The sequence below is a fragment of the Massilia frigida genome, assembly GCF_011682175.1.
GTDB classification, from domain to species: Bacteria; Pseudomonadota; Gammaproteobacteria; order Burkholderiales; family Burkholderiaceae_D; genus Telluria_A; species Telluria_A frigida.
In genome coordinates this window covers 1-6,559 of sequence record NZ_WHJG01000082.1, presented here as the reverse complement: position 1 = coordinate 6,559, position 6,559 = coordinate 1, and the positions used below count along the sequence as shown (strand labels likewise).

At 57.6% G+C, this 6,559-nt stretch carries 5 protein-coding genes and 4 pseudogenes; 6 read left to right on the top strand and 3 right to left on the bottom strand.

The window, feature by feature from the left end; translation table 11 throughout:
• Positions 1-140: 140 nt before the first annotated feature.
• Positions 141-260, bottom strand: a pseudogene (locus F2P44_RS34980) (ATP-binding protein); the annotation flags it as partial.
• Between F2P44_RS34980 and F2P44_RS33705 the strand changes: the two are divergent.
• From F2P44_RS33705 to F2P44_RS33695, 3 genes and pseudogenes are all read left to right on the top strand, one after another.
• Positions 256-513, top strand: a pseudogene (locus F2P44_RS33705) (IS21 family transposase); the annotation flags it as partial. The pseudogenes F2P44_RS34980 and F2P44_RS33705 sit on opposite strands and share 5 nt — an antisense overlap.
• Before the next feature lie 210 nt (positions 514-723).
• Positions 724-1,836, top strand: a complete 1,113-nt coding sequence (locus tag F2P44_RS33700; RefSeq protein WP_167094366.1) for a hypothetical protein — start codon at positions 724-726, stop codon at positions 1,834-1,836.
• A gap of 474 nt (positions 1,837-2,310) precedes the next feature.
• Positions 2,311-2,955 carry a hypothetical protein gene (locus F2P44_RS33695; protein ID WP_167094364.1) on the top strand — a complete coding sequence of 215 codons (645 nt, stop codon included), beginning with the start codon at positions 2,311-2,313 and terminating at the stop codon, positions 2,953-2,955.
• A 139-nt stretch (positions 2,956-3,094) separates the two neighbouring features.
• On the opposite strand, the gene F2P44_RS33690 is transcribed toward F2P44_RS33695, so the two are convergent.
• Together F2P44_RS33690 and F2P44_RS33685 are read right to left on the bottom strand one after the other, a co-directional pair.
• A complete protein-coding gene (locus F2P44_RS33690) occupies positions 3,095-3,241 on the bottom strand; it encodes a hypothetical protein (protein WP_167094362.1) in 147 nt (48 codons plus the stop codon).
• Positions 3,242-3,357: 116 nt separating this feature from the next.
• Positions 3,358-4,282 (bottom strand): annotated as a pseudogene (locus F2P44_RS33685) (IS91 family transposase); the annotation flags it as partial.
• A gap of 357 nt (positions 4,283-4,639) precedes the next feature.
• Here F2P44_RS33685 and F2P44_RS33675 point away from each other — a divergent pair.
• From F2P44_RS33675 to F2P44_RS35985, 3 genes and pseudogenes are all read left to right on the top strand, one after another.
• Positions 4,640-5,266 (top strand): pyridoxamine 5'-phosphate oxidase family protein, encoded by a 627-nt coding sequence (locus F2P44_RS33675; protein WP_167094368.1) that lies wholly within the window; start codon positions 4,640-4,642, stop codon positions 5,264-5,266.
• Positions 5,267-5,755: 489 nt separating this feature from the next.
• Positions 5,756-6,103: pseudogene (locus F2P44_RS36750) on the top strand (zinc-ribbon domain containing protein); the annotation flags it as partial.
• Positions 6,104-6,181: 78 nt separating this feature from the next.
• Positions 6,182-6,352 carry a hypothetical protein gene (locus F2P44_RS35985; RefSeq protein ID WP_229423899.1) on the top strand — a complete coding sequence of 57 codons (171 nt, stop codon included), beginning with the start codon at positions 6,182-6,184 and terminating at the stop codon, positions 6,350-6,352.
• The last annotated feature ends 207 nt before the right edge of the window (positions 6,353-6,559 follow it).

Here is a 6,559-nt window from a genome sequence, read left to right as displayed (position 1 = left end):
TGAGGCCGATTGCCTCACTAACCAACATAGGAAACAGCTACAATCTTGCAGCAGAAACCCGGCTGTGGCGGGACCACAGGCTGCATCGAAGTCCGACTACCGCGCGAGCGGTTTAGTCCTTCGGCCACAAGCAGCCGTTCAACAGTAGCCATGAGTTGGGTTTGCGTGATGAACAGCACGTCATGCCCCTGGCGGGCCGCTGCGTGCCCCAGCGCCTGCGCGAGGTGGCTCTTTCCGGTTCCGCAAGGGTCAGAGATGATGTACGTGCGCGACAAGCTGTCGCTGCATGAAATCTCGAAACGCACGCGGCTGTCCCGCAACACGCTGCGCAAATGGCTCAGGAAACCCGCCGCCGAGGCGGTGGCGCCACCGCGCTACGTACGCGGCAGTGTTCTCAACAAGCTGACGCCCTACCACGCTACGCTGGAACAAGCACTCAAGGCCGATGCCCATCGCATCAAGCAGAACCGCCGCACCTCCAAAGCCCTGTTCGAGCAGATCAAGGCCGATGGACAAACTATCACTATTAATAGGTGAAATTGTCGCCAATTGTCACTTCCACAATTATTTCAATGACGAAAATGGTATAGCAACAAATTTGTATATTTCTGATAACAATGGGGCTATATTGCGAAGTTGTTTGCTAAGTCGTTGCAGCCAATGCCCGGGGCGTTCCCCCAGGCCGGGTATCCATCATCATCGTCGCGTATCGTGAGGAGTGAAATGAAGAGACCGCCTTTTAAGTACATCGTCGGATTGGCAATGTTTCTCGGCATATGTTCGGCGCAAGCCTCCAAGCTTCGCCCCGAAGGCACATTCATCGAGCAAAAGCTCGCCAATCGCTCACAGGGCTACTTCGAAAAAATCCTGTCGAGTGTGGCCCTGCGCAGCATTCATCAGCTTGGTGAACCGGTACATGAAGAGATAACGAACAGAATCCTCGGCTGCAATGGCGATGCCGACATGTGCGGCGACCCGGATCTGGATCCTGACAACGCTTACGTGCTCGCAGGTGTTCGATGGAACGACGACCCTCCATTTCGATTTGAAAAGGGGCACGGCGACTTCGGGGGCTGTGAATCCGGTGCGACGGTGAGGTTGGTCACGTTTCCTCAATGCTGGGGAAACGTCTTTAAAGACGGGGAAAGGAAAGCACACGCGGGAAGAGCGTTGACCGCCGAGACGGCGCCCTTGTTGACCCGATCTCACTTTGGGGACATGCAGTACTTGCACGCGATGGCCTCAAACGATAACGAGACAGCCGCCGTGGTCAGGCAGCGCATTCTGAGCTGGGCCGAGTTTACCTGGCGCGTGGGCGCTGGGGAATTTCCGAATGCGATGCTGGTGAAGGACGTGCCGATTGAGGCAATTTCCCGCGACTTCAGAACCAAGGGCTGGTCAATTCAGGATCTGTTTGCGCTCGGGAATCCCTACGTGCGAAAGCCGGAAAACATGTCCAAGCTGGCATTCGGCAGTTTCCTGCACATGCTTCAAGATTCTTTTGCAGACGGCCACGCGGAACGCGGATCGACGGATGGGATGACGACATGTGGACCCACATTGCCGCTCAAGAGTCCGGGACAAATCGTGGAGTTTCATTCCTATGTCCATCAGGATTCTAAAAAACACGGCGAGGACGACTCCCGGATAGCGTTTTCCACCAGCTGGAATGCACGGAGCCCGAATGTCGTGGATGTCGGGCGCGTTTTCAACGAGTATTTTCTTCGCAAAGCCTCATGGGCCGAAGTGAAGCCCTACGTCGAATGCGTTTTTGCAATTCACCCAGATGCTCGCAATTCCAGTCCGGGCGATAAGTACGTTATCTCGCAACGCTAGCTGTTTGAGCGCGTCCCGCGAGTTCTGGCGCATGGTCAATTTTATGCGTCAACGAGGATCAGCCTCTTTTTGGCAAAGTGTAGAGATCGTTGCGGGAAGCGGGCAGCAAGGCAGCGGCCAGAAAGCTCAATGGATGCTGCTCGCCCGGAGAAACGTACCCGTTCGTCGGTTAATTGGAGCGGAACTTTTTCGGACTAGGTACGAGCCAAACTATCTCCCTCAACTGGACTTTCCTTCAAGTGGATAGCACTGAGTCGACGCTCACCGAGGTCGGCTCCTGGGCGAAAGCTGTCGAGCTGCCAGGCTCCGGTTGGCCGTAGAGTACAATCGGCAGCGGTCGGCCAGAAGCGGTCATCGCACTTGACGGGGGCTAGTTCTTAAGAATTCAGCTCCATCGCCCCTACGACCGCAACCTTCGCGGGAAGTGGCGGAAGGTACCCATCGTTCGGGGACGGACGAGACGGCGTGTGACGAATGTTGAAGACCATGAGAAAATGCGCCCATTTTTCTCGTCATTTAGAGGCAACGATGCCCGGCATATCAATCCAGCTCGATGGAATCCACATCGCAACAATCAGCCTCTCTGGAATGGATGTTGTGGATGTATCAGCTCATGGCGCGCTCGATCAGAAACCGAAAGCAGCGCTCGGCGCTATGGGCGGCAACTACGCAGAAGGCGGGTGCGGGCATCTGATCTGGGTATCCGATCAGACTCTATTGCCCGGTGAAGTATTGAGCGTGAAGTTGAACGCGGCGTGCGATAGCTCGGATCAAGGCAAGACAATTCAAGAGCTTTTCCCTGATGACGAGCCATGCACCCAAACTGACTTTACGATCAACGACGAAATGGCCGCAGAAATACGTGCCCGGCCTAGGCTGCATGACGAATTTGCTGTGCAGGTCGAGACGTCACAAGGTCAGCGGGCGGTGGCAGTGAGCAACGAACACAACACAAGTTTCTCTTTCGGGGTGCTGTGGGATTTCACGTGCCCAACACAGGCACGCGTTCGCCTGACGACCCATTGCCTTAACGATGTGCTAGCACGACAAACTGGCACCAATCATTTCGAGGCCATCCTTTCATTTGGCGATAGCGCATCATTTATGCTCGCCCGTTAATTAAAACCTCAATTGGCGGACTTCGTTAAGGGTTGTCCGATGCCGGCCGCCGTCACGGGCCCGAACTGATGCACGCAAGCGTCACCGGCCGGCGTTGGGCAAGCCGCGAAGGAGGAAACCGCGGGATGGATCGTTGGCGTCAGCCTGTGCCACCGGCTATGGCGATTTGAATGGCGCCGCTATCCAGGTAGGTGTCAATTGCGGCGAGCGACCTGTTGGCGATGACGCCCAGGATGCCTTTCATGACCGTGAAATGGCCGTCTGCGCCACGGTCGGTCGCGTGCAATCGAGTCGTCTTGACGGGGAAGATAAAGCGTCCCCGCATCGGCCTTGACCGACGGCCTGGGCGCTGCCCGTACGAACAAAGTTTGGTATGCGACGTTCATGCGGAGCGCCTTGATGTCATGGTGGCGCGTGAATCGGATGGATCGGCAAGAAGATGGCTGTGATCGCCATCGGCGCGCCACAATGCCGGCAGGTGAACGTTGGCGCAATTCGTTCGGTAGCCTGTACTGCGGCGACGGGAGCTGGCACGTGCAGCAGTGCGCGCGCCAGCGCCAGGTTGGCCTTGCGTCCGGCGTTGGCAAGGATTCCGTAGTGGCGGATTCGGTGGAAACCTGTGGGCAGGACATGCAGCAGGAAGCGGCGCATGAACTCGCCAACGTCGAGCGTCCTCGTCTTGTGCATCGCGTCCTTGGCGCGTTAGTCCTTCCAGCGAAACGTCACGCCACGTTCGTCCATGGCGACCAGGCGCCGGTTTGAGATGGCAACCCGGTGCGTGTAGCGCGACAGGTAGGCCAATGCCGCCTCGGGTCCGGCGAACGGGCGCTTGGCATGGACCACCCACTCGCAGTGCCGCAGCGGCGCCAGCCAGCGCGCGAAGGCGCTCGATTGCGCCAACGCGGCATACTCGCCGAACAAGCGGATCTGGCCGGCGTGGTGGGCCGCAGCCAGCGCATCCAGGAAGCGCCGCCGGAACAAGCGCGAGAGCACCCGCACCGGCAGGAAGAATCCGCGCCTGCGGGCAATCCAGCGTGTACCGTCCGGCGACAGGCCGCCGCCGGGGACGATCCCGTGCACATGGGGATGGTGGGCCAGTGCCGATCCCCAGGTGCTTGGGATCGGCGGCGATGGTGCACAGCGTCTGCGCCGCCGTCTCGAACAACAGGCGATAGAGTAGCGCCTTGTTATACCAGGCGAGCGCGGCGACCGGTGCCGGCAGCGTGAACACGACATGGTCGTACTCGACCGGCAGCAAGTCGTTCTGGCGGGCTTCGAGCCAGCGGCGCGCGGCGTTGGCCTGGCACTTTGGACAGTGCCGGTTGCGGGAAGGCGGCCAGCCGCCGGACGTGCAGCAGGTAGGCCGATTGGGTCTTGGGTGCGAGCTTGCGCATCCGCATATCGTCGATCATGCGCTGGCGCAGCGGGGTGATGGGCTGGGTCATGATACTGCTCCTGTTGGGACGAGGCCAATTGCCTCATTACCCAACATAGGAAACAGTTTATGATTGCAACAGAACCCCCGACCTGGGCGGACCAACCGGCAATGCCGAAGTCCAACTACCGCGCGAGCGGTTTAGTCCTTCGCTTCGGCCAGGAGCGGTCGTTCGAGCGGTGTTCGCAGCGCCAAAGCACTGCTAAGTCAGCGTTCCGGGTTTTTATAATGAGGAGGTAGACCAACGTGATCCAGCTTGACCCTAATTATGCCGTCTCAGATATCGATAGGCTTGAGAGTCTTTATGGTGCGCCTGCTGCTGCATCGGTTAAGAAGGAAGTCGCCTACGTGCATCCACAGTATCGGAAATTTATCGAAGCTGCGCCCTTTGTACTCCTCGCAACAAGTGGATCAGAGGGAATGGATCTGTCGCCGCGAGGCGACTCGGCCGGATTCGTCCGCGTTCACGATGCGAACACCTTGCTCCTACCGGACCGGCGGGGAAACAACCGGATAGATAGCTTGCGCAATATTCTTCATGACCCGCGCGTTGCTCTCCTGTTCGTGATACCTGGGATTGGGGAAACACTTCGGGTTGTGGGCAAAGCATCGATCCACCTCGACCCAGACTTGCTTACGACGTTTTGTGTTGATGGGAAGCCCCCTCGGTCCGTGTTGGTGATAAAGGTTGAAGCTGTTTTCTTCCAGTGCTCCCGTGCAGTGCTGCGGTCGAACCTTTGGGATCATTCCATGCACGTCGCCCGGGATGATCTGCCGAGTCCAGGGAAGATTCTTGCGGAGGTGAGTGATGGGGCAATTGATGGTCTAAAGTACGATGCCGACTTGCCCGAGCGCCTAAAATCCACTATGTACTGACGATTTTGGTCTACGAGATTTCATCGCCACCAAATGGTCGCGATCCGGCGCGCCGATGGCAGCATGATCGGCTGGATCGGCCCGCGGGCTTGACAACTACCGACAGGCTGCTTTGGGGCGGCAGCTGCCGACATCGGCCGCCGCCGCGCAAGCATCGAGTACAATCGGCAGGACCCGGCCAGAAGCTGACGTTCCCGCATGCGTGAAAACTTCAACGAAAGCACATATGATCAAGCAGTTTCTTCCCTCAATCGATGAGGTGCGTGCCGATGGTGCGGGGTCCTGCTGAAATGGGATGGCGAACGTTCGGCCAATCGCTGCTCGGTCGTCATTACGAAAGTCGAGGTTGACTACGTTTGGCGCCAGGATTCCGACGGCATGGCGCAGTCGCTACGTACAGCGTTGGCAGATTACAGGGCTGCGCAGGGGATCTGGTTTCGGCTGCCACCGGCCAGTTCGTAAATCTCTAGCCACACTCTAATTCATAACATGTCTCGCAAATCGCCCAAGTCAGCCACGAGTTCAGGTCAATATGTACCGCACCCCCGTTACGGCTCGTCGCCACGTCCGTCTGGAGTGAGGATTTCCGAGACTGACCTTCGACTGGGCTTTTGGCGACTGCATGGAGATACTTTATTCCCTGAAACGGCTCTGATTGCGGATACCAGTAAGCAAAATTTTTCAATCTACCCAAGAAAATATTACGTCGATGCCCTGAGAAGCTGCCGTAGATGTCACCGTCCGTTTATTTTTTTCGCAAAAGAGCAGCGCTATTGGTTTGAGACGCTGCGCTTCTTCGTGGATGCGGACTGCGTGCATTGTCCGGACTGCCGCCGTGAGTCGAGGACGGTGCAACGTCGATTGCGTAGGTACTCCGACCTATTTGCAAAAAACGAACCGAGCCCCAAGGAATTGATGTTCCTGGTTGATGACGGCACGTACCTGCTCGCCCATGGCGTTCTTAAGAACTTGAGCAATCTTGGCTCGGTGAAGAATCGGGCAATGAAGGATATTTCAGAGTACCCAGGGGTCGCCTGCCTCGCGGAAGCGATCAAGGCGGCACGGCATGCGCAGAGCGAGGCGTGATCAATTCCTGCGCGGCCAAAGCTACCCAAACGTCCGGTTTTGAGCAACACGAAGTGTATCAACCGCGGCATTGGGGCGATGGACTAAACCGCTCGCGCGGTAGTCGGACTTCGATGCAGCCTGTGGTCCCGCCACAGCCGGGTTTCTGCTGCAAGATTGTAGCTGTTTCCTATGTTGGTTAGTGAGGCAATCGGCCTCATTCCAACA